Here is a 20,771-nt window from a genome sequence, read left to right on the forward strand (position 1 = left end):
TGGCCACAACGCGCGCGAGAGGTGTTGCAAGATGCCCTCCCGGGGGGGAGGTCGGGCATGGCACCTGCGCGCCGGGCGGTGATTGCAGTTAAGGTCACAATACCCCCTCCAACTGGCTGCGATCGAAACCGGGAGGCGGGGTCAGCTTCACCCCATCCTTGCTCATCTGCACTTCGATACCCACCGAGGTCAGCGCCGTTTTGATCCGATCCACCTCGGCAAAATCCTTGGTCTCCATCGCCGTCGCACGCGCATCGCTAAGGAAGGCTTCAATGTCGCTGAGATCCAGTGCCTGCACCGCTGCCCATTCTGGGATCAGCTCATCCATCAGCCCTAACAGCGTGAGCGCCCCGCGCAGTCGGACTGTATCGCCCGCGTTCGACAGACGGTGACATTCGGTCAGCGCACCGTGGGTGTTAAGATCATCGGCCAAGAGCGCAACCAGTTCAGGACCAGGAACCGCCGCTTCGGCCTCAGCCGCTTGAAGATACCATTTGCGCAGGGTCTTCTCGGCTTCCTCGCGCTTCTTCTCGGTCCAGTCCATCGGCTTGCGGTAATGGGTCGAAAGCATCACGAAACGGATCACCTCGCCCGGTACGCCTTGGTCCAGCAAATCACGCACGGTAAAGAAGTTGCCTAAACTTTTGGACATCTTCTTGCCCTCGACCTGCAACATCTCATTGTGCAGCCAGTAATTGGCAAAGCCGTGGCCTGCGCACTTCGATTGGGCGATCTCATTCTCATGATGCGGGAATTGCAGATCAATCCCGCCGCCGTGAATGTCAAATCGCTCGCCCAAGAGATCATGCGCCATGGCAGAACATTCGATATGCCAGCCCGGACGCCCCTGCCCCCAAGGCGAGTCCCAACCCGGTGCGCCCGCTTCTGAGGGTTTCCACAGGACAAAATCCATCGGGTCTTCTTTGTAAGGTGCGACTTCGACCCGCGCACCGGCGATCATATCGTCGACCGAGCGGCCGGAGAGCGCGCCATATGCGGCATATTTGCGGACCCGGAACAACACATGGCCCTCGGCCTCATAAGCGTAGCCGTCATCAATCAGCCCTCGGATCATAGCGACCATCTGTGGGACATATTGTGTGGCGCGGGGCATGTGGTCAGGCTCCAACGCGCCGACGGCGGCCATGTCGTCCAGATACCACTGGGTCGTCTCGGCGGTGATTTCGCCAATGCTGCGCCCGCTTTCAGCAGCGCGGGCGTTAATCTTGTCGTCCACATCCGTAAAGTTGCGCACATAGGTGACGTGATCGGGGCCATAAACATGCCGCAGCAGACGGTAAAGCACGTCGAACACGATCACGGGCCGTGCGTTGCCCAGATGCGCCCTATCATAGACGGTCGGGCCGCAGACATACATTCGCACATTTTCCGCATTGATCGGTGTGAAATCCTCTTTCTTTCGAGTGGCAGTGTTGTGCAGCTTGATCGTCAGGTCACGGGTCATGGGCAGGCGTCCTTGCGCGGTGTGACGCGGGCTTGGCATAGTTTGGTCAGAATGGGAATGACGTGAACAGCAGCCCGCGAGAATGTCTCAGCGGGTAATGCAGCAAATAATGAGCGTTGCGGTGTTCATGAAAGGCTTGTAGCAAGCGCACCGTCCCGCGCCAAGACCTGCGTTGAACGATATTTGACCGCGTTTCGCGTAGCGCTGACCATAAAAAAGGGCCGGCCCCTTTCGAAGCCGACCCCAAAATCCGCGCGAGAAACCTCGCAAGGATAGATTAGAAGCGCATGGAACCGCGCAGCGAGATGGTTGTCGCGTCCAGATCGTTGCCGGCTGTTCCGCCTACGTCGTCAAACTTGTGCTGCAGAACTTCACCACCGATGGTGTACTGATCGGTGACTTTGTATGTCACGCCCAGACCTGCAAAGGGACCGGTTTCATCACCAACACTAGTGTCAGCGCGGGCTGCACCGGCTGTTGCATAGACCAGCGTGTTGCCGAAGTCGTAACCAGCTTTCAGCTTGGCGCGTGCGACGGAGTCGACATTTGCCGCTCCATTGCCGAGATCGATGTCGGTCTTGTCGTAGTCCAGTTCACCACCCAGTACGAATGTACCGAAGTCGTAGTCGTAACCGGCGTGCACACCGTAGGAAGTATCGTCACCGTCCAACTGACCGGAATCGCTGTCCACATCGGTGCGGCCAACCTGCAAACCGCCGTAGAACCCTGTCCAGTCGCTACCAGTCGCAACAGGTGTAGGCGCGGGAGTGTAGACGGGTGCTTCTACGGGTGCGGTTTCCAAAGAACCGGCTGTAGCGACACCGGCCAGGCCGGATGCGATCAGGGCGAGGCTGGAGATAGTTGTAATGCGTTTCATGTTCTGCTCCTTAGTTACAGGTGATTGCCTACGCTCATTGGCGCAGGGTCACTCACGCAACGCCCCATATAGGTTCCGGTTTCCTAAAATTCACATCACGGAACTGCGATCAGCGCTTTGTCGCACATTTGCAACAGAGGGGCGGGCCGAGGTCCGCCTGAGGACGGGTGAGCCGAGTGAAAGCCGATTGCAAAGCGATCCATTTTATGGCCAAGGCTTCAAACTTGCGGCTCGAATCTTGGGGACCCCGATACAGACTTGAATGCCGGGCGCTTGCCTTATAGCGCAAAGCGTTATCTGCTTGATGTGGCAGTCTTAAGGAGCAGGCGCGGGCATATGTCCTGGATTACTACCCATCTGGAAATCGTCGTCATCGTGTTGCTCACGCTGCTTACAGCGGTCGTGATCTTGCAACAACGGCGGACGCCTCAATCCACAGCGGCATGGCTCTTGGCGATCATCGTGCTGCCATGGGTCGCGGTGCCTTTGTTTCTGGGCTTAGGCTTTCGTAAACAGTCGACACGCTATTCCCCTGTGCATTTCCTAAAGGGTGACACGGGTGGGCCACCGCCACGCCCTGTGCATACGCTGGATGCCACCATGCAGTATTTCGGTCTGCCTGCTGCTGCGCCGGGGCAGAACCTGCGGCTGCTCGCCGATCCTGTCGCGGCTCATGAAGCCGTACTGGCGCTCGTTAATGGTGCCGAGAAATCAATCGATGCGCTGTTTTATATCGTTAGCAATGACGCCACCGGGGTCGCCTTTGTCGATGCACTGACCGAGCGGGCAAAGGCAGGAGTTAAGGTGCGCCTGCTGATGGACCGGCTTGGCACCTTTCGCGGACCACCTGCCGCGCTGCGGCGTCTGCGGGCTGCGGGGGGCGACGTGCGTTTTTATTCGCCGCTGCTTCAGGTGCCGGGCTCTGGCCATTTGAACCTGCGCAACCACCGCAAGATGATCATCGCCGATGACGCTCGTGTGTTCTCAGGCGGCATGAACATCGGCGCGCATTACCTTGGCCCTATGGCGCTGGAGGACGGCTGGGCCGATCTGGCATTCCTGCTTGAAGGTCGCGCGGTGCAGAGTTTTGGAGATGTCTTTCGATCAGACTGGGAGGTCGCCAGTGGCGAAAAGTTGGAGCCCACGCCGTTGGTTCCCACGCATACCGGCGGCAACGCCACTGTGCAGCTGGTGCCATCCGGCCCTGACATTGCTGAAGACCCGCTGCATGACGGCCTAATCCGCGCCTTGCATCTGGCGGAATCGCGGATATGGCTGGTCACCCCCTATTTTGTCCCCACCGAAGCGCTTGGCGCCGCGCTCACCACTGCCGCACGGCGCGGGGTTGATGTGCGTGTGCTGGTGCCTGATCGGTCCAACCAACGACTCGCGGACTTTGCGCGGGGCGCCTATCTGCGCGACCTGCACGATGCGGGCGGTCATGTGCTTTATTACCAGCCCGGGATGATCCATGCGAAAGCCGGGATCATCGACGACATGGGTTTTGTCGGAACGGCTAATTTCGACGTGCGCAGCATGCTCTTAAACTTTGAGATCATGCTCTTGATCTACGACGCTGGCACCGTAGGTAGCCTCTGTGATTGGTTTGAACATCTGTCGGAACATTGCGCGATGGAGAAACCCCCAACTGGCATGGCCCGAAAAGTGGCCGAAGGCCTGTTCCGTCTTGGAGCTCCTGTCCTATGATCCCACCCGCAGCGCCCCAGACCCTCCGTGTCGTCAGCTATAACATTCGCAAGGCACTGGGCACAGACCGCCGTCGCGACCCGGAACGGATTATGCGCATCATACGCGGGATGCATGCTGATGTGGTGATCCTGCAAGAAGCCGACCGCCGCCGTGCGCCGCGCCCTTCGGCCCTGCCCCTTGAGCGCGTGGAGGCGGCCACTGGTCTGCGCCCTGTCCCGACCCCAAGTGACGTCAGCATCGGCTGGCATGGCAACGCGATCTTGGTCCGTCCCTCTACGCGGATTGACCATGTGGCCCATCTCACCCTGCCGGGGGTAGAGCCGCGCGGGGCGATGGTGGCTGACCTACATCAGGGGGCGAGGAAAATTCGGGTGATTGCCTCCCATCTCGGCCTGCTGCGCCCCTCGCGCAAAGAGCAGCTTAGCGCCATGATCGCCCATCTTGACGCCTGCGACGCCTGCCCGACCCTGATCGCCGGTGACCTGAACGAATGGTCGCAAAAGGTGGGGCTGGGCCGCTTGGCCAAACGCTTTACCATCCACGCGCCGGGCAAGAGCTATCACGCAAGGCTCCCGGTGGCCTTTTTGGATCGGATCGCCTTGGATCAACATCTGGAAGTGCGGCAAGGTGGGGTGGTCGAGACTGCGCAGACACGGCAAGCCTCAGATCACCTGCCGATCTGGTTGGACGTAGCGCATCGGTAGCGCGCTTTGGATCGGCGCGAAACCGTCAGGTCTTATCCGGATCGCTGTCTGACTTGGTTTCGGGATCGTTATAATCACTGGGATCAAAGTCACCGGGATCAAAGGCCTCCTCGTCTTCAGCAATGCCCGAGACATGGGTGGTCCCGGTTTCCTCGTTATAGACCAACCCATAGGTCGCTTTGCCCTCAGATTTATAGCGCCGATACTCGTGAATGCCTGCGTAGACAAAGACGATCGTAATCGGGAGCAGAATCAATGCAGCGATCAATTGGGGTTCCATGTAGGCTCCTTGGTTGCGGAATGGCGTTGGCACAGGGGCGATCTGATGCAGTGACAGGCCGCCCTCAGGTGCCAAGCGCCTTTCTATCAGATGGGGTCGCGCGCGAAACCGTCAACCTTTGACCGAGCGCAGCTCGGACGCGCGAGCGGCCCGCGCCTCGCTTAATGACCGCCGCACAGCCATCGCCGCCTCGGTAAAAGCAAGCAGCGCGATCAGGATCAACAGCGGGCGCGCGCCTACCTCGACGATCATCCAGCCTGCGATCAGCGGGAAGCCGAAAATCCCAATAAAATAAGTCAGAGCAAAGAGTTGCAGGGTCTGTGCGCTGAGGTCCTCTTGGGCGTCATTGGCTGCAGCGGTCACCAGGATCGGATAGGACACCCCGTAGCCAATGCCAAAGAGCACGGCCACCAGCAGATAAAGCGGCACGCTCGTGCTGCTAAAGATAAACAAAACCACGCTTGTCCCCATGACACATAGCAAAAAGGCGATTGTCCGATAGGGGTTATCGCCGCCCCTGAACCGCGCCAAAATCAGCCGGAAGAAGACGACAGTCGCGGTATAGACCAGAAAGAAGTTGGCATAGTCCAACCCCCTCGCATCGGCGAAAACAGTCTGAAAGTTGATCATCCCCGCAAACACGCTGGCGCCCAGACAGATCATTGTGATCGGCAGCAAGGACCGGGATCTGACGACCCCGGACAAGGCGCGAAGGGTGATACGCGACGGCGCTTCCGGGCGTGGGCTGATGGCATGGGCTTTAATCGGATGATCCAACAGGTAAAACAACACCGCACTGATGATGCAGAGCGCTCCCGTAAGGTAAAAGGCAAAGCGCACCGAATAGCCGGCCCCTTCAAGAGCCGAGGCGAGAACGGGCGATAAGCCAAAGCCAGCCATGTTGAAAGCCGACAATAGCGTGAAATAGCGCACCCGGTCGGCGACTGTCACAAGGCGCGACAGAACGATCGGGCCAAGCGAATAAGTCAGCCCCCAGCCAAACCCCATCAGCAAGCTGGCGACGACCAGCCCAACGCCGACCGTGTCGATGTACCCAAACAGAAAGAGCGACAGCGAGATCGCAAGACAGGCGCCGCTGAGCGTGCGTAGGCGTCCGAAAAGATCGGACAGATGCCCAGAGAAATAGACCGTTACGAGGGTCGCGATAGTGGTCGCAAACAACATGCCCCCGACCACTTTTTCATTGGCGCCGAAACTGTCAAAAAGCCGCGGAAGCAGAAAGGTCAAACCGTAGGCACCTGCTTGCAGGAAAATTGCGATCAGATACAACGCAAAGAGCAATGGTCGGTTCATGAGAAAACCTTAAAATACCTAGTCTATAGGTCGCCCCGCATCAGGAAAGCTTTATCTCCTGCTGCGTCGAATTCCGCGCGATTTTTGGCTATGAAAACACAACCGTGCGCTGCCCGTTGAGCATAACGCGCCCTTCGAGATGCAATTTCACCGCTCGCGCCAGAACACGCGATTCAATATCGCGGCCTACAGCGACCAGATCATCGGGGGTCATCGAATGGACCACGCGCTCGGCCTCTTGTTCGATGATCGGCCCTTCATCAAGGTCAGCGGTCACGTAATGCGCGGTGGCACCGACCATCTTCACCCCACGTTCATGGGCTTGGTGATAGGGTTTCGCCCCTTTGAAACTGGGCAAAAACGAATGGTGAATATTGATGACCCGCCCCGACAGCTTGCGCGACAGATCGTCGGACAGCACCTGCATATAACGGGCCAAGACGACAAGATCGACATTGCTTTCATCCACAAGTTGCATCAGCGCCGCTTCGGCTTCGGCCTTGGTGTCTCGACTGACAGGAATGTGGTAAAACGGCAGCCCCTCTTGCGCCGCGACCCGCGCAGCTTCGGGGTGGTTCGAGACAACCCCCACAACCTCAGCGTTCAACCAACCCACGCGAACCTGATACAGCAGATGCAGCAGCGCATGATCAAAGCGCGATACCATAATCAGCACCCGAGGTTTGCGCGCCGCATCGGTTAGGCTCATCTGCATATCAAAACGTGTGACCACCGGCGCGAGGGCCGTTTCGATCTTAGCGGCGGTTGTCCCTTCCGCCCCGTTAAAGGCCAGACGCAAAAAGAACCGACCGCTTGGACGGTCCCAGAACTGCGCTGTTTCCACAAGGTTTGCGCCATGCCCTGCAAGCACATTGGTCACAGCCGCCACGATCCCCGGCTCGGCCTTGCAGGTCAGGTTTAAGATGAAACGGCGCTCGCTTGGGATGCCAGCGGTCGGTTTCTCAGCATTCGGGCAAGTTAACGGCAAGGCCTCCAAGGCTCGTCTCCTTATATTTTGTGTTCATGTCTTCGCCGGTCTGGCGCATGGTTTCGATGCAATTGTCGAGCGGCATGAAATGTGTCCCGTCGCCGCGCAGCGCGAGACTGGCCGCGCTCACGGCCTTGATGGCCCCCAGTCCGTTGCGCTCAATGCAGGGCACTTGCACCAGCCCCGCAACCGGATCGCAGGTCATGCCAAGATGGTGTTCCAGTGCGATTTCGGCAGCGTTCTCGATCTGGGCGTTGCTGCCACCTAACGCCGCGCAGAGCCCCGCGGCGGCCATGGCAGAGGCGCTTCCGACTTCAGCCTGACAGCCACATTCCGCGCCCGAGATTGAAGCGCGATGTTTGATCAATCCGCCAATTGCGGCGGCGGTGAGCATCATCGTTTCCACCCCCGCATCTGACGCGCCAATGCAGTGGTCGCGGTAGTAGCGCACCACAGCGGGCACCACCCCCGCCGCGCCGTTGGTGGGTGAGGTAACGACCCGCCCCCCTGCCGCGTTTTCTTCGTTCACCGCCATCGCGTAGACCGATAACCAATCGTTGGATGCATGAGGTTGGCGTTGGTTGCTCCCGCTCTCGGCCAGAAGCTGTTGGTGAATGGCTTTGGCACGGCGTTTGACACTCAGCCCGCCCGGCAAAAGACCGTCGAGTTGCAAACCGCGGTCGATACAGGCGTTCATGACGTCGCAGACGCCTTTGATCTGGGTCGACAATTCGCGCGGTTGAATGGCCTGATGCGCACATTCGTTAGCACGCTTCATCTCGGCGATGGTCTTGCCCGCTTCCGCGCCCATCTGCAGCATCTCAGCCGCTGAGCCAAAGGGATAGGGATAAGCGCGGGTTGCCTGTTGGGGCTGTGATTTTGCGTCCTTTTGCGCCCTCAGCTCTGCATCCGTCACGACAAAGCCGCCGCCTACGGAGTAATAGGTCTGCGTGAGATAGGGATTGCCGCGCTCGTCAAAGGCACGCAGCACCAGCCCGTTCGCATGGCCCGGCAAAGGCGGGCCATAGTCAAAAACCAGATCTTTGTCGGGATCAAAGTCCAAGGTTCCCAGTCCCGGCGGGCTGATGCGTTTGGAGGCGCGAACCTCCGCCTCCAACGCTTCGGCGGCGTCTGGCTCAAGCGTTTGCGGCGAGTAGCCAAGCAGCCCAAGGATCACCGCCCGGTCGGTCGCATGGCCTTTGCCGGTAAAGGCGAGCGAACCGTGCAGGGACGCGCCGAGACGGGTCAGGGTGCCCGCACCGGGGATTTTCTCCGCCCCGCCGCGCAGATCGTCCAGAAACCGCGCGGCGGCGGTCATCGGCCCCATCGTATGAGACGATGAAGGGCCAACGCCGATTTTGAAGATATCAAAGACGGACAGAAACATCGGGCTAGACGCCGTCGGCGTAGATCGGATGAGCCGCACAAAGCGCCTGCACCTCTTTCAGCACCGCCGCTTCGACTTCGGCATCGCCTTCGGGGCTATCGGCCAGTGCGTCGATCACCCGCAGGACCAGTTCACCAACCTTGCGGAACTCCGCTTCGCCAAAGCCGCGCGTGGTGCCAGCAGAGGTGCCAAGCCGCACGCCCGAGGTCACGAAAGGTTTTTCAGGATCAAAGGGGATCGCGTTTTTGTTGCAGGTCAGGCCCGCGCGTTCGAGCGCGATTTCCGCGACCTTGCCGGTAACCCCTTTTGGGCGCAGATCGACCAGCACCATGTGGCAATCCGTGCCGCCAGAGACCACGCCAAGCCCGCCCGCGACCAGCACCTCGGACAAGGCACGCGCATTGGCGATCACATCTTGTGCGTATTGTTTGAACGACGGGGCGAGCGCTTCGCCAAAGGCCACCGCCTTGGCAGCGATCACATGCATGAGCGGCCCGCCCTGGTTGCCGGGGAAAACAGCGGAGTTGAACTTTTTGGCGAGCGCTTCGTCATTGGTCAGAATGATCCCGCCGCGGGGGCCGCGCAGGGTCTTATGGGTGGTCGATGTCACGACATGGGCATGGGGCACCGGGTCCGGGTAGTGACCGGCGGCGATCAGCCCCGCGTAATGCGCCATATCGACCATCAGATAGGCGCCCACCTCATCCGCGATGGCGCGGAAGGCGGCGAAATCCATATGCCGTGGATAGGCCGATGCTCCGGCGATGATGAGCTTTGGCTTGGTCTCCTGCGCGACTTTGCGCACATTGTCCATGTCGATCAGGTGATCGTCCTTTGACACTTCGTAGCTGACCACATCGAACCATTTGCCCGACATGGTGACCGGCGAGCCGTGGGTCAGATGGCCGCCGTGCGCCAGATCCAGTCCCATGATCCGATCGCCCGGCTGCAGCAGGGCAAGGAACACCGCCTGATTGGCCTGCGCTCCGGAATGGGGCTGCACATTGGCAAAGCCCGCGCCGAAGAGTTCTTTCACTCTGTCGATGGCGATTTGCTCGACCGTATCCACATGCTCGCAGCCGCCGTAGTAGCGCCGCCCCGGATAGCCTTCGGCGTATTTATTGGTCAGCACCGATCCTTGTGCACGCAGCACATCGCGGCTCACGATGTTTTCTGACGCGATCAGCTCGATCTGGTTCTGCTGACGGTCAAGCTCGTGGCTGACCGCATCGGCCACGGCGGTGTCGGTAATCTGGTTTTTATCAACGGTCATAAGCATGACAAATATCCTTTCGAACACTCGGGAAGAGCGCGCTCCCGTCAGAGAGCGCGGCATTGTTGAAATGTGGCGAAGCCTTAGTAGCCGGCGGCAAACTCGCGCGTTGCGATCTCAAGTATGCCCTGCACATGCGGCATGTAGGAGCGCCAGACTTCGAGCCGGAAAGCCTCCTCCGCATCGCGGATCAGCACGACCTGCGCATAGTCAAAAACGGTGCGTTTGGCCCCGCCAATCGGCAGACGTGACAGATCAATGGGACAGCCAACCGACAACAGTTCGGCAGCCGCTGGCCCCTTGATGCTCAAGGTCAACTCCCGGTCAGAGATCACCACCAGACTGTGCGGCGTAGTGGCGCGCACCTTGTCAAAAGCAGAGACAATCGCCTGTTGGTCGCTTTCTGCCGCGTGAAGCAGCCATTCATCCGGCCCCATACAATAGGCGGCGCGGTCCCCGTTTTGCGCCCCCTCCCCGATCTTGGTCGGAAGGGTCAGGCCAAAGGCAGAAGCAGCGGCGGAGAGGTCCTTGGGGTCAATGCGAAGGTTGAACCGCGCCACAGGGGGCAAAAGCGTGACACTCACTGCATCGAAAGAAGTTACTGGTGCATTCATGGTCTCGTCCTCCTTATTCGACCTTCAAGCGGTCGCCCGCAGGGTCGTAGAACATGGTTGAGGTGACTTTCGCCGTGATCGGTTTGCCGGACTCGCCGGGAAGGTAGAGGGTCTGATCCATCCGGTCGAAGCCCCCTTCGACCACCGCCATCGCGATGGAGCGGCCAAGCGCTTCGGACCAATAGGAAGAGGTCACATGGCCGATCATCTTCATCGGCTTGGGCTGGTTCGGATCATCTACGATCTGCGCCCCTTCGGTCAGCACGGTCTTCGGGTCATCGGTCAACAGGCCAACCAATTGCTTACGCCCGGGTGCCACGATATCGGGCCGCTCAAGCGAGCGTTTGCCGACAAAGTCCGGTTTCTTCTTGCCAATCGCCCAGCCGATGCCGGCATCGAGCGGGGTAACCGTGCCGTCGGTGTCTTGCCCGACGATGATGAAACCCTTCTCGGCCCGCAGAACGTGCATCGTTTCTGTGCCATAGGGGCAGATGTCGTATTGCTGTCCTGCCGCCCAGAGCTTCTCCCACAGCGCTTTGCCGTGCCGCGCCGGGACATTGATCTCGAACCCCAACTCGCCGGTAAAGCTGATCCGGAAGAGCCGCGCCGGGAAGCCGCCAACGGTGCATTCGACCACTGACATATGCTGCATTGCCTCGGCCGAGATATCGGCCCCCTCAACGAAGGGCGCCAGCAGTTTGCGGGCATTGGGACCGTTGAGCGCGATGGTCGCCCATTCCTCTGTGGTTGAGGTCAGCCAGACCTTGAGATCAGGCCATTCGGTCTGAAGGTAATCCTCCATCATGTTGAGCACCCGTGCCGCACCCCCGGTGGTGGTGGTGACATGGAACAGATCATCGCGCATCCGGCCAATCACACCGTCGTCGCGGATGAAGCCATCCTCTCCCAAAAGCAGGCCATAGCGGGCGCGACCGACGCCCAGTTTGGTCCAGGGATTGGTGTACATGCGGTTCATGAATTCGGTGGCATCAGGGCCGGAGACTTCGATCTTGCCAAGCGTTGACGCATCGAAAATGCCGACGCTTTCACGGGTCGCCTTACACTCCCGCGCTACGGCCTTGTGCATGTCCTCCCCCGCTTGGGGGAAATACCAAGCCCGCCGCCAGAGCGCTACCGGCTCAAAGGCCGCGCCGTGTTCTTCGGCCCAACTGTCAATCGGCGTGCGCCGCGTGACTTCAAAATGCTTGCCTTTGTGATACCCCGCAAACGCGCCGAAAGTGGTGGGCGTATAAGGCGGGCGGAAGGTGGTGAGCCCGACCTGCGGCGCCTCTTTGCCAAGCGCGTCAGAGGCGATGGTCAGCCCGTTCATGTTGGACAATTTGCCCTGATCCGTGGCCATGCCATTCGTGGTGTAGCGTTTAACATGCTCGATCGACTTCATGCCCTCGCGCACCGCAAGGCGAATGTCCTTGGCTGTCACGTCGTTCTGGAAGTCGACAAAGGCCTTGGCCTTGCCCGCGCTGCGGTCGGTCGGCAGTTCCTTTTGCGTGATCCCCGTCCCGGCCCGGTCGTTGGACACCTCATAGGTGGCGGTTCCGGTCATACGTCCCAAGGCTTTCACCGCGTCCGTGCCAGCCTTCGCGCCGTCCTCAAGCGCCGCGGCAATGCCCCAGAGGCCACGGCCCGCGCCCGCAATATGGACGTTCTCAGTCTTGTGGCCCGGCAGGTAGACTTTCGCTTCGGGGTCCCAGTGCAGCGAGCCTTTGGTGTGCGAGAAAAGATGCAGCGATGGGGTCCAGCCGCCGCAGACCAGAACTGCATCGCAGTTCAGCATTTGCGCCGGGCCGACTTTCCCGTGCCGGACCGGATTGACACGCAGTGCTTTGACCCGCAAACGCCCTTTTGCGCCGGTGGCCGTATGCCCCACCAATGTGTCGATCCCGCGCTTCATGGCTTGCTGCACCAAGGCGGCAGGGACTTCGGGCCGCGTATCGACGATAGCCACCACATTGGCCCCGGCATCGGCCATGTCAAAGGCGCTATACCACGCGCTGTCGTGACTGGTCAGAACAACAGGGTTCTCTCCCACCAAGACGCCAAAGCGGTTCAGGAAGGTCTGTGCCGCGCCTGCCATCATAATGCCGGGGGTGTCATTGCCGTGAAAGACCATCGGGCGTTCGATGGCACCCTGGGCCAATACGACCTCCTGCGCACGCACCCGCCACATACGTTCGCGCGGCGCGGCGGTCGGCGCATCAGCAAGGTGATCAGTCAGCTTTTGCACCAGCCCGATCATGTTCTGGTGGTAGTAGCCCATCGCCGTGGTGCGGGTCATGCGGGTCACGTTGGGCAGATTGTCAAGTTCCGCCAGCGCAGCTTCCAACCAATCCCAAGCCTCTTTGCCGTCAATGGTGATCGATGGTTCTGACAAAAGCGTGCCGCCCATTTCGGCATGTTCGTCCAGCAGCACCACCTTGGACCCAGCCCGCCCGGCAGACAACGCCGCAGCAATGCCCGAGGGGCCAGAGCCGACCACCAAGACGTCACAATGCAGATAGCGGCTGGCATAGCTGTCGGGGTCGACCTCACTCGGGGCCTTGCCCAGACCGGCGGCCTTGCGAATGAAGGGCTCGTAGACCGAGTCCCAAAAGCTGCGCGGCCACATGAAGGTCTTGTAATAAAACCCGGCAGAGAACAGCATATAGAGACGGTCGTTGATCGCGCCGAGGTCAAAGGCCAGCGAGGGCCATTTGTTCTGGCTCTCGGTTTTCAGCCCCGGATAAATCTCTTGCATCGTGGCGCGGGTGTTCGGCTCGAACTGTCCTTTGCCGCGTGTGGTGCCGATGAGCGCATTTGGCTCTTCCGATCCCGCCGTGACCACACCGCGCGGGCGGTGGTACTTGAAACTGCGGCCCATCAGATGCACGCCATTGGCGAGCAGAGCGGATGCGACGGTATCCCCTTCAACACCCTCGAACCGGTCCCCATCAAAGGTGAAAGACACCGGTTTTGCGTGGTTGACCCGGCCTTTGCCCTTTACGCGGTACTTTGTCATTCTGCTGCCTCCAGCTGTGTCATATCGGGCCGGGCTTCGCCTGCCTTATAGGTGGTCAGAAAACGGTCGCTGACGGTGTCGCGCAGCGCGTTGAAGAAGCGTCCGCAGCCGTTGATGTGCCGCCAGCGCTCAGCGTGGACGCCTTTGACGTTGGTGCGAATGAACAGAAAATCGCGCCATTCTTCGTCGCTGAGCTTCGAGGGATCTTCGGGCCGCACGATATGCGCCTCGCCCGCATAGGCGAATTCCAGTTCGGGCAGCGTATCATCGCAATAGGGGCAATGGATCAGTAGCATATCAGGGTCTCCTCAGTGCGCCACGGCTGCCGCGGCGGCCTCGTCAATCAGACGGCCAGTTGTGAAACGTTCGAGTGTGAAGGGCGCATTGATCGGGTGCGGCTCGTCCTTAGCGACGGTATAGGCCAAGGTATGCGCGGCCCCCGGTGTCGCCTTGAACCCGCCCGTGCCCCAGCCGCAGTTAACGTAAAGCCCCTTGACGGGGGTTTTCCCAAGAATGGCTGAGCGGTCCGGCGTAACATCAACGATACCCCCCCATTTGCGCAGCATTCGCATCCGGTTGAATATCGGAAAGACCTCGCAAATCGCGGAAACCGTATGCTCGATCAGCGGCAACCCGCCCCGTTGGGAATAGCTGGTGTATTGATCGGTGCCAGAGCCGATGACCAACTCGCCCTTGTCGGACTGGCTGATATAGGCGTGCACGGTGTTAGACATGACAACACAGGGGAAAACGGGTTTCACCGGCTCCGAGACCAGCGCTTGCAACGGGTAGCTTTCCAGCGGCATCCGCACGCCCGCGCTGTCCATCACGACCGAGGTATGGCCCGCAGCCGAAACCGCGACCTTCTTGGCTTTGATAAAGCCCTTGGCCGTGTCGACCCCCTCAACCGAGCCATCGGCGGCGCGTCGGATCGCGATCACCGGGCAGTTCTGAATGATATCGACGCCACGCTTCGCCGCGGCCCGCGCATAGCCCCAGGCAACCGCATCATGCCGCGCGGTGCCAGCGCGTTTTTGCAAGGCAGCGCCCATCACCGGATAGCGCGCATCAGGCGAGATGTTGAGCGGTGGGCAGAAGGCCTTGGCCTGCTCCGGCGTCAGCCACCGGTTGTCGACCCCGTTCAGACGGTTGGCGTGAATGTGGCGCTGGAAGCTCTGCACGTCATGGACGTTATGGGCCAGCATCATGACGCCCCGTTTGGAGTACATGACGTTGTAGTTCAGCTCGGTCGATAGGTTTTCCCAAAGATCGAGCGCATGGTCATAAAGCTTGGCGCTTTCGTCATAGAGGTAGTTCGAGCGGATGATCGTCGTGTTCCGCCCGGTGTTGCCACCGCCAAGCCAGCCTTTTTCAATGACCGCGACATTGGTGATGCCATGCTCTTTGGCCAAGTAGTAAGCCGCGCCCAGCCCATGACCGCCTGCCCCGACGATGATGACGTCGTATTCGTCCTTGGGCTGTTTGTCGGGCCACTGCTCCGGCCAATTCTTATGGCCGGTTAGCGCATTTTTGAGCAGCGACATTGCAGAGAAATGGGTCATTTTCAGAACCTCGAATGAAAGAAGGGAGCCGTTAAACTGACCTTGGCGAAAGGGCGAAATTTCTCATTGTATCTTTGCGCCAAAAGCATGGTATATTCGCGCCAGTGATCGCTTTTAGGAATCCGCTAAATGTCCTCAAAACCCGCGCTGAGAGTCGGCTTTATTCTGGCCCGTCAATTCACGCTGTCGGCATTCGCAAACTTCGTCGATGTGCTGCGCCTCGCGGCGGACGAAGGCGACAGATCACGCCCGATCCGCTGCTCTTGGCGCGTGCTTTCGGTGACGATGGACCCAACAGTGTCAAGCTGCGGGATTCCGGTGCAGCCCGATGAACGACTGGGCGATCCGCGCGAGTTTGATTACATCGTCGTCGTCGGCGGGCTGATCCCCGCGATGCAGGACCTCAACCCGGTCTATATTGAATACCTCAAGCGCTGCGCGCGGGCCGATGTGCCGATCATTGGTGTCTGCACCGGCGCGTTTATTCTCCACCGCGCCGGATTGATGGACGGTTACCGCTGCTGCGTAAGCTGGTTTCATCATGACGATTTTCTAGAGCAGTTTGAGGAGCTTATTCCCGTCTCCGACCAGATTTTCGTCGTCGACCGCGACCGGATGACCTGCTCGGGCGGGGCGAGCTCCGCGCATCTGGCGGCGTTTCTCGTGGACCGGCATATCGGACAGGCCGCAGCGCGCAAAAGCCTGAACATCATGATTATCGACGAAGCCCAGACCCCCGAGAACCCGCAGCCGGGTCTGCCTTTGGAATACAACACCTCCGACAAATTGGTGCGTAAAGCGCTGCATTTGATACGTCAGAATGTAGCCACCCCGCTGACGGTGGGCCAATTGGCCGAACGGCTAAAAGTCAGCCGCAGGCGTCTGGAAAGGCATTTTGAGGAAGCGCTGCAACTGTCGCCTGCCGAAGCGGGCATCTCGGTGCGGCTGAATGTGGCGCGTCACCTATTGCGCGGTACGGACCGGACGGTGACCGACATTGCCGCGGCGACCGGGTTCTGTGATGCTTCGCATTTCGGAAAGGTGTTTCGCGGTCGAGAAGGGTCTCCGCCGGAGGCTTGGCGGCAGAAAGCCTGCCTTCTTGAACCGGAAATGTAGATCGGCGGGCGCAACCCACGCCCGTCGATCCAAAAGGCTTAGATTGCCGAATGTGCCGTGGTGATTCCGTCTTTGGAATGTTCCCGCGACAGGCAGCGCAGAATGGCGAAACACATCAGCACCATGATGACCGAGAACGGCAAAGCTGCGATGATCGCTGCGGTCTGCAACGTGCTAAGCGCTGCGCTGCCTCCGGCCACCAACAAAACGGCCGCCACTACGCCTTCGAATGTCCCCCAAAGAATACGGTGACGGAACAGCGGGTTCTCGTTCCCTTCGCTGAGGATTGTCGCCACAACCAGCGTGCCGGAATCCGATGAGGTGACGAAGTAAGTGGTCACAAGGATCGTACCAATCACGCCCGCGACAACAGCAATCGCGCCGACGTCCATCGCCTCAAAGGTCGCAAAGAGCGCCATCGAGATATTCGCATTCACCGCGTCAGACACGCCGCCCGGCCCAAAAAGCTCAGCCCAAAGCGCTGTGCCACCGTAGGCCACGATCCAGACAAACGACAGGAGCGATGAGACACCGACCACGCCAAAGATGAATTCCCGAACTGTTCTGCCCCGCGAAACCCGCGCCACAAACACACCAACGAAAGGCGCCCAAGAAATCCACCAACCCCAATAGAATGTGGTCCACCACCCCTGCCACATCGCCTGCCAATTGGTCGCATCAGCGGGAACACTTTCAACAAAGACATTAAACCGGAAGAGGTTCGTCACATAGGACAGCGTGGCTTCGCCAAGACTAACCAGCAGATACCTTGTCGGCCCCCATGCGAAAAAGAAGACCAAGAGCAGGATGGTCAACCACATGTTAACCTGAGACAGCCATTTGATGCCGCGATCAAGGCCAGACAGCACCGAGCAGAGCGCTACGCCGGTGATCACGGCAATCAAGATCAACTGCACCGCCTCTGTGATCGGAACCTCCCAGATATGGTTCAGCCCCGCGTTAATCTGGGTAACACCCAGTCCCAAAGAGGTCGCGATGCCAAAGATGGTCGCAAAGACCGCAATCACATCAATCACCACGCCAAGCCCGCCTTCGACACGGTCACCGAAAAGCGGATAGAGCGTGTAGCGGATGCCCAACGGTTTCTTCAGACGGTAGCTGACCAGACAAAGCGCCAGGGCAACAATGCAATAAATGGCCCAGGCATTCAGTCCCCAGTGAAAGAAACTGACCTGAAGCGCCATATCCGCGGCGACCGCGTTGCTGGTCCCCTCTGCGAAGGGCGTGCCGCCCGTGTAGTGAAACATCGGTTCTGCGATGGACCAAAAGATGATCCCAATCCCCTGTCCCGCCGCATAGAGCATCGCAAACCAAGTGAAATAGCTATACTTTGGCCGCTCATTCTCGTCACCTAGCCTGAGAGCGCCGTATTTACTGACGGCAATCCCCACCAGAAAGATCAAAAAGACGCAGGACAGAAGGACATACCACCAGTTAAAATAAAAGGTGACAAAGGTCCGGGCGCTGTCGATCCAAGCGGCGGAATCCGTTGGAAAGGCAAGCACCAAAAAGACAAACAGCAGAATGATCCCGGCCGATATTAACGACGAATACGGGTTCGCTCCCCTGAATACTCCCGATCGAATAATCACAATTTTCCTCCCTGTGATCGAAAAAACGAAAAGCGGCTCCCCCTGCTCACCGTCTAACGCTTTTAGTCAGGTCACTTATTTTCACCCGGCAGAATATGGCAGTGCTCCGCTGCCCAATGGACGACCAGCTTGGCGCCCGCCTGACGGTTCAGCAAAGCCAGTTCGTCATGCGATTTTTGCACCTTAAGCTCTTGGCCTGTGTCCGTCTCCAAAAATAGCATCGCCGTGCCACCGATGAATTCTTCGCCCGCAATCGTCGCGGCAATGCCGTCTTGCCCCGCGTCGGGCCGACTGAGCTGCATGTTCTCCGCGCTGACAATAAAGGTCACGGCCTGCCCCGCCGATGCGTCTGGCAACTCGGCCTTGGGCAAGACGGTCTCGCCCCCGTCAAAGGTAACCCGCCATCCATCTGCGCCCGACGGTCCTGCAACCGTCCCGTCAAAGATATTCGCAGAGCCCAAAAACTCCGCCACGAAACGGTTATAGGGTTCGCGGTAGATTTCCTCTGGCGTGCCGATCTGTTCGATCTGTCCCCGGCTCATGATCACCACCCGGTCGGCCATCGAAAAGGCTTCGGACATGGAATGGGTCACATACACAAAAGTAATGCCAAGGTCCTTTTGCAGGTTCGACAAAACGGCCTGCATCCGCACTTTCAAATGCGCATCAAGGGCGGACAGCGGCTCGTCGAGCAACAGAATTTTCGGCTCGGTCACCAAGGCGCGGGCCAAGGCGACGCGTTGCTTTTGCCCGCCCGACAGTTGATTAATATTCCGGCTGGCGAACTCTGTGATTTGCATCTTTTCCAGCCATTTTTCGGCCCGGCGGCGGCGCTCTTCTTTACCGACTCCGCGCATCTTAAGCGCGAATTCGACGTTTTCTTGCACCGTCAGGAACGGGAACAAGGCCAGCGATTGCCAGACCATCGGCGTGTCGCGGTCCCATGTGGCCTTGCCGTTGACCTTTTCACCGTCGAGGTAGATCGCGCCCTCACTGGGGTCCTCCAGCCCGGCTAACATGCGCAGCGTCGTCGTCTTGCCACAGCCAGACGAGCCCATGATTGCAAGGAACTCGCCCCGGCCAATCTCAAAATCGGCCTTTTTGACAGCCACAAAACTCCCGAACCGCTTTACCACATTGTCGAACCGAACGATCGCTTCAGACTGAACTTCCATCTGTGTATCCACTTTCATTTCTTTTGGTCCTCAGGGCTGCGCAGCAAAAGCTGGGCCAGAATGATCAGGGTCATGGAACTGAGGAAGGCGAGAGACCCAATGGCGTTGATCCGTGGGCTTACTTGCCCTTGCAAAAAGCCGAGGATCTTGACCGGCAAAGTCTCGTTCAGCCCCGAGACAAACCACGCGACCGCAAACTCATCGAATGACACCGCCATGGTGATAAAGAGCGCCGCAAAAATCGCCGGTTTGGCGAAGGGAATGATGACATAGCGCAGAGTCTGCCATTGGTTCCCGCCCATATTCCACGATGCCGCTTCAAGGTCAGGGTCCATTTGCGACAACCGAAGCCGGATAATCGCCATGGCAAAGGGCGCGCACATCACCCCATGTGCAATGATGACAGAAATGGTCGTGCCAGATAGGTTGATGCGGCTGAGGAAGGCCAACATCGCAAGCCCCATAATCACCACCGGAATGGTCGGCGGCAGCAGCGCCAGCGCCACGTAGATTGACTTACCAGTGAAGTTATACCGAAAGTCCGTGTAAGCGCCGCCAAATCCTAGGAGCGTGGCGATCACCGCGACGGTCAGACCAACAATCAGCGTATTGCCAAAACCCTGCCAGACCAACGGATCCTCCCAGATCGCACGATACCAATCGGTCGAGAATGTCCCAAGCGGCAGCGATGGGAACCGGTCGGAGTTGAGCGAAAAGACGAAACTCCCCGCGATTGGCGCAAAAATGAACAACAGGCATAGGACGATATGCAGCTTCAGCAGGCCGTTGATAATCCGGTTTTCATTGCCCATTTTACTTGCCCCGCTCTTTGTAAGCGTAAGTGATAGCTGCAAAAGCTGTCGTCAGAAGTGTGGCAATCATCATGATCGCCACGACCGCCGCGCGGGGCCATTGCTGGCCTGATTTGGTGAAGTCTGTGATCATGATCGACAGCGTAGGCGGATTGCCACCGCCGAGATAAAGCGGGCTCACGAAATCCCCAAAGCTAAGAATAAAAGAAAATAGCGCCGCAATGACCAGACCAACTTTGGCAGAGGGCGCGATCACCGCGAAAACCGTCCGAAGCCGCCCGCAGCGCAGATTATGCGCAGCTTCGATAAGGTCCCGGTTTACAAAATTCAGACTGAAGGTCTGCAAAAGAATAACCAGCGGCAGAGTAAGCGTTACCATGCCCACGATCACGCCAAACGCGTTGTTCAACATCGAAAATGGGCCAAGCCCGATATAGGCGAATGCGGCGTTTATGATCCCTGCGTCAGATAGAAACACCTGCAAAGAATAGACGCGCACGAGGTAGCTGGTGAAAAACGGGATGATAAGGATAAAGATCATCCAGCGCTTTGCCTTCTCGCTCATCTTGAAGGAAATCGCATAGGAGGCCGGAAAAGCAATGGCGCTGGTGATCGCCGCAGCCGCCGTGGCAAGGATAAAGGTACGCAAGTAAGCGTCCCAGAACACACCCCGCGACAACACTCTTTCCCAGTTCCCGAAATTAAGGTCAGGGGTCATCTGGAAGTTCCGCACCGTCCAGAAGCTGATCGCAACCAGAAAAAGAAGCGGGAATAGAAAAAAAGTCAGCTGCCATATCAGCAGCGGAAGTGACAGGATCAGAGAAAAAAATGTCGGTCGCTTGGTCATATTATATCCCATGGACTC

At 58.9% G+C, this 20,771-nt stretch carries 18 protein-coding genes; 3 read left to right on the forward strand and 15 right to left on the reverse strand.

All coding sequences use genetic code 11. The features are described 5' to 3' along the window. Positions 1-94: 94 nt before the first annotated feature. On the reverse strand, positions 95-1,465 hold the full coding sequence (cysS, locus tag HTT03_RS03890) for a cysteine--tRNA ligase (protein WP_174858551.1): 1,371 nt from the start codon (positions 1,463-1,465) through the stop codon (positions 95-97). 277 nt (positions 1,466-1,742) lie between these two features. Next, positions 1,743-2,342, reverse strand: a complete 600-nt coding sequence (locus HTT03_RS03895; protein WP_174858552.1) for an outer membrane protein — start codon at positions 2,340-2,342, stop codon at positions 1,743-1,745. A gap of 336 nt (positions 2,343-2,678) precedes the next feature. Between HTT03_RS03895 and HTT03_RS03900 the strand changes: the two genes are divergently transcribed. Further along, positions 2,679-4,049: a phospholipase D-like domain-containing protein gene (locus HTT03_RS03900; protein WP_174858553.1), complete on the forward strand. Its 1,371-nt coding sequence runs from the start codon at positions 2,679-2,681 to the stop codon at positions 4,047-4,049. After that, a complete protein-coding gene (locus HTT03_RS03905) occupies positions 4,046-4,756 on the forward strand; it encodes an endonuclease/exonuclease/phosphatase family protein (RefSeq protein ID WP_174858554.1) in 711 nt (236 codons plus the stop codon). Before HTT03_RS03900 ends, HTT03_RS03905 begins: the two co-directional genes overlap by 4 nt. Before the next feature lie 25 nt (positions 4,757-4,781). On the opposite strand, the gene HTT03_RS03910 is transcribed toward HTT03_RS03905, so the two are convergent. The 9 genes from HTT03_RS03910 to HTT03_RS03950 form a co-directional block, all read right to left on the reverse strand. Beyond that, positions 4,782-5,036, reverse strand: a complete 255-nt coding sequence (locus tag HTT03_RS03910) for a hypothetical protein (RefSeq protein WP_174858555.1) — start codon at positions 5,034-5,036, stop codon at positions 4,782-4,784. Between the two features lie 111 nt (positions 5,037-5,147). Then, positions 5,148-6,350, reverse strand: coding sequence for an MFS transporter (locus HTT03_RS03915; protein WP_174858556.1), 1,203 nt, complete (start codon positions 6,348-6,350; stop codon positions 5,148-5,150). An 88-nt stretch (positions 6,351-6,438) separates the two neighbouring features. Next, entirely contained in the window at positions 6,439-7,338 is a 900-nt protein-coding gene (gene purU, locus HTT03_RS03920) for a formyltetrahydrofolate deformylase (RefSeq protein ID WP_246253368.1), read from the reverse strand. Next, complete coding sequence (locus HTT03_RS03925) at positions 7,313-8,725, reverse strand: L-serine ammonia-lyase (RefSeq protein ID WP_174858558.1); 1,413 nt, start codon at positions 8,723-8,725, stop codon at positions 7,313-7,315. Before HTT03_RS03925 ends, purU begins: the two co-directional genes overlap by 26 nt. Positions 8,726-8,729: 4 nt before the next feature. Continuing rightward, entirely contained in the window at positions 8,730-10,004 is a 1,275-nt protein-coding gene (gene glyA / locus HTT03_RS03930) for a serine hydroxymethyltransferase (protein ID WP_281361038.1), read from the reverse strand. A gap of 77 nt (positions 10,005-10,081) precedes the next feature. Next, positions 10,082-10,612, reverse strand: a complete 531-nt coding sequence (locus tag HTT03_RS03935) for a sarcosine oxidase subunit gamma (protein WP_174858559.1) — start codon at positions 10,610-10,612, stop codon at positions 10,082-10,084. Positions 10,613-10,625: 13 nt separating this feature from the next. Further along, complete coding sequence (locus tag HTT03_RS03940; protein WP_174858560.1) at positions 10,626-13,628, reverse strand: sarcosine oxidase subunit alpha; 3,003 nt, start codon at positions 13,626-13,628, stop codon at positions 10,626-10,628. After that, the gene (locus HTT03_RS03945; protein ID WP_174858561.1) at positions 13,625-13,924 is read right to left on the reverse strand and encodes a sarcosine oxidase subunit delta; all 300 of its coding nucleotides are present in this window, start codon (positions 13,922-13,924) and stop codon (positions 13,625-13,627) included. Before HTT03_RS03945 ends, HTT03_RS03940 begins: the two co-directional genes overlap by 4 nt. A 12-nt stretch (positions 13,925-13,936) precedes the next feature. Beyond that, complete coding sequence (locus HTT03_RS03950; protein WP_174858562.1) at positions 13,937-15,190, reverse strand: sarcosine oxidase subunit beta family protein; 1,254 nt, start codon at positions 15,188-15,190, stop codon at positions 13,937-13,939. A 129-nt stretch (positions 15,191-15,319) separates the two neighbouring features. Here HTT03_RS03950 and HTT03_RS03955 point away from each other — a divergent pair, with 129 nt between their 5' ends. Continuing rightward, positions 15,320-16,306 (forward strand): GlxA family transcriptional regulator, encoded by a 987-nt coding sequence (locus HTT03_RS03955; RefSeq protein ID WP_174858563.1) that lies wholly within the window; start codon positions 15,320-15,322, stop codon positions 16,304-16,306. A 38-nt stretch (positions 16,307-16,344) separates the two neighbouring features. On the opposite strand, the gene HTT03_RS03960 is transcribed toward HTT03_RS03955, so the two are convergent. The 4 genes from HTT03_RS03960 to HTT03_RS03975 form a co-directional block, all read right to left on the reverse strand. After that, positions 16,345-17,919, reverse strand: coding sequence for a BCCT family transporter (locus HTT03_RS03960; protein ID WP_174858564.1), 1,575 nt, complete (start codon positions 17,917-17,919; stop codon positions 16,345-16,347). 71 nt (positions 17,920-17,990) lie between these two features. Then, the gene (locus HTT03_RS03965) at positions 17,991-19,112 is read right to left on the reverse strand and encodes an ABC transporter ATP-binding protein (protein WP_174858565.1); all 1,122 of its coding nucleotides are present in this window, start codon (positions 19,110-19,112) and stop codon (positions 17,991-17,993) included. Further along, positions 19,109-19,906, reverse strand: coding sequence for an ABC transporter permease (locus HTT03_RS03970; RefSeq protein WP_174858566.1), 798 nt, complete (start codon positions 19,904-19,906; stop codon positions 19,109-19,111). The genes HTT03_RS03965 and HTT03_RS03970 overlap by 4 nt, the downstream gene beginning before the upstream one ends. Position 19,907: 1 nt before the next feature. After that, positions 19,908-20,753 (reverse strand): ABC transporter permease, encoded by an 846-nt coding sequence (locus tag HTT03_RS03975; RefSeq protein WP_174858567.1) that lies wholly within the window; start codon positions 20,751-20,753, stop codon positions 19,908-19,910. Between the last annotated feature and the right edge of the window lie 18 nt (positions 20,754-20,771).

It is taken from the genome of Sulfitobacter maritimus (genome assembly GCF_013346665.1).
GTDB lineage: Bacteria > Pseudomonadota > Alphaproteobacteria > Rhodobacterales > Rhodobacteraceae > Sulfitobacter > Sulfitobacter maritimus.

Bases quoted from the DNA above. Each gene is read 5' to 3' on its own strand.
- cysS (WP_174858551.1), bottom strand. From the start codon at position 1,465: ATGACCCGTGACCTGACGATCAAGCTGCACAACACTGCCACTCGAAAG.
- HTT03_RS03895 (WP_174858552.1), bottom strand. From the start codon at position 2,342: ATGAAACGCATTACAACTATCTCCAGCCTCGCCCTGATCGCATCCGGC.
- HTT03_RS03900 (WP_174858553.1), top strand. From the start codon at position 2,679: ATGTCCTGGATTACTACCCATCTGGAAATCGTCGTCATCGTGTTGCTC.
- HTT03_RS03905 (WP_174858554.1), top strand. From the start codon at position 4,046: ATGATCCCACCCGCAGCGCCCCAGACCCTCCGTGTCGTCAGCTATAAC.
- HTT03_RS03910 (WP_174858555.1), bottom strand. From the start codon at position 5,036: ATGGAACCCCAATTGATCGCTGCATTGATTCTGCTCCCGATTACGATC.
- HTT03_RS03915 (WP_174858556.1), bottom strand. From the start codon at position 6,350: ATGAACCGACCATTGCTCTTTGCGTTGTATCTGATCGCAATTTTCCTG.
- HTT03_RS03925 (WP_174858558.1), bottom strand. From the start codon at position 8,725: ATGTTTCTGTCCGTCTTTGATATCTTCAAAATCGGCGTTGGCCCTTCA.
- glyA (WP_281361038.1), bottom strand. From the start codon at position 10,004: ATGCTTATGACCGTTGATAAAAACCAGATTACCGACACCGCCGTGGCC.
- HTT03_RS03935 (WP_174858559.1), bottom strand. From the start codon at position 10,612: ATGAATGCACCAGTAACTTCTTTCGATGCAGTGAGTGTCACGCTTTTG.
- HTT03_RS03940 (WP_174858560.1), bottom strand. From the start codon at position 13,628: ATGACAAAGTACCGCGTAAAGGGCAAAGGCCGGGTCAACCACGCAAAA.
- HTT03_RS03945 (WP_174858561.1), bottom strand. From the start codon at position 13,924: ATGCTACTGATCCATTGCCCCTATTGCGATGATACGCTGCCCGAACTG.
- HTT03_RS03950 (WP_174858562.1), bottom strand. From the start codon at position 15,190: ATGACCCATTTCTCTGCAATGTCGCTGCTCAAAAATGCGCTAACCGGC.
- HTT03_RS03955 (WP_174858563.1), top strand. From the start codon at position 15,320: ATGTCCTCAAAACCCGCGCTGAGAGTCGGCTTTATTCTGGCCCGTCAA.
- HTT03_RS03965 (WP_174858565.1), bottom strand. From the start codon at position 19,112: ATGAAAGTGGATACACAGATGGAAGTTCAGTCTGAAGCGATCGTTCGG.
- HTT03_RS03970 (WP_174858566.1), bottom strand. From the start codon at position 19,906: ATGGGCAATGAAAACCGGATTATCAACGGCCTGCTGAAGCTGCATATC.
- HTT03_RS03975 (WP_174858567.1), bottom strand. From the start codon at position 20,753: ATGACCAAGCGACCGACATTTTTTTCTCTGATCCTGTCACTTCCGCTG.